The sequence below is a fragment of the Areca yellow leaf disease phytoplasma genome (assembly GCF_041920595.1).
Genome location: NZ_CP169277.1, coordinates 200,240 through 201,583, shown reverse-complemented (window position 1 = coordinate 201,583; position 1,344 = coordinate 200,240). Strand labels below are relative to the sequence as shown.

Annotated in this window: 1 pseudogene; it reads left to right on the top strand. The window is 31.4% G+C overall.

What is annotated here, in order from left to right:
* Window positions 1-633: 633 nt before the first annotated feature.
* A pseudogene (locus tag ACEW7V_RS01145) lies at window positions 634-1,344 on the top strand (phenylalanine--tRNA ligase subunit alpha); the annotation flags it as partial.

The window sequence follows — 1,344 nt, the reverse complement described above, 5'->3', positions numbered from 1 at the left end:
TAAAGGTTTTTAGTTCTTGGGTGTTCAAATATTTTTGTCTAAAATTCTGCTGCTAATTGTCAGATAACACTTTATTTTGTGAAAATACAAATAGGTTGGGTACTACTAAATTTGAATTACCGAAAGGCCAAAGACTTTTTAATCCTAAATAGTATTTCAAGAAATATTGCATAAAGGTTGAGTGGTTTTTGTCATGCAATTGTTTAATAGTTTGCTACTTAAAAACCTTTTTTGCTAGCAAACTATTAAAGCAATTGCATTATTTTTTAACTCTATTGTCATTGTTGTATTAGCCATTTATTTAAGCGTAAACCTATCTAAAAAGATATTTACCAAAACCACTAACTACATTTAACAGCAATGGTAGCAGGAATGTTTTAGGAGGTAATTTTATTTTAGGATTAAAAAAGGATCTTTTTAACGTTTCTTTAGGAGTTTTATTAGAGCTGCTACCTTAGGAATGTGGCTATCGTTACTTACTAAAGGAAACATTATTCTTGATAATTCAAATTTAGTTTTTAATTTTAACCCCAACCCAATATTTTTCATTTCCAAAATAAAGAAAAAGTGTTATCATTTTTATGCAAACCAAAATCAAAAATCTAACCGCACAATTTCACACCAGTTTACAAAAAAAACAAACATGATTTAGACCAATTAATGACCTTAGACAAAGAATTTTTAGGCAAAAGGCATCTGTTTGAACTTACCCAAGAGCTAAAGCTCTCATGCTCAAAAAGTGCTGTAGAAAATTAATTAACATTTTAAAAGAAATTATTTTCACTTTTACAAAAAGAAAGAAATGACAAAGAAACCAACTAAACGCCAAATTGCTCCAAGAAGAAATTGATCCTACTTTTACCAGGATTGAAATTTTTCCTTAACAGTTGTCGCACCCCTTAATCAAATTATTGAACAAATTGAAGATTTATTTTTATCTAGGTTATGAAATTAAAGAAGGCAACGAAATTGAAACTGATTTTTTATAATTTTGAATACCAACATGCAGGCAAAGGCCACCCTGCAAGAGCAATGCAAGTATTGACCCCAAAACTTGCGCACCTACACTTCCAACGTCCAAGTCAAAAGAATGAGCTCGGTTAAGGGTGACCTCGTGAACATTTTCCGAAAAGTTTACTGCAAAGACGAGATGACGCCACCATAGCCATCAATTTGTGTACTGAAGGACTTGTCATTGACAAAAACATTAATTTTTCCCCATCTCAAAGAAACTCTTTACCTGATTACCAAAGAATTATTTGGCACTTACCACCATTTAAGACCGTCTTATTTTTCCTTTACCGAACCTAGCATTGAAGCGATTTAGTAATTACCAAAAAAGAG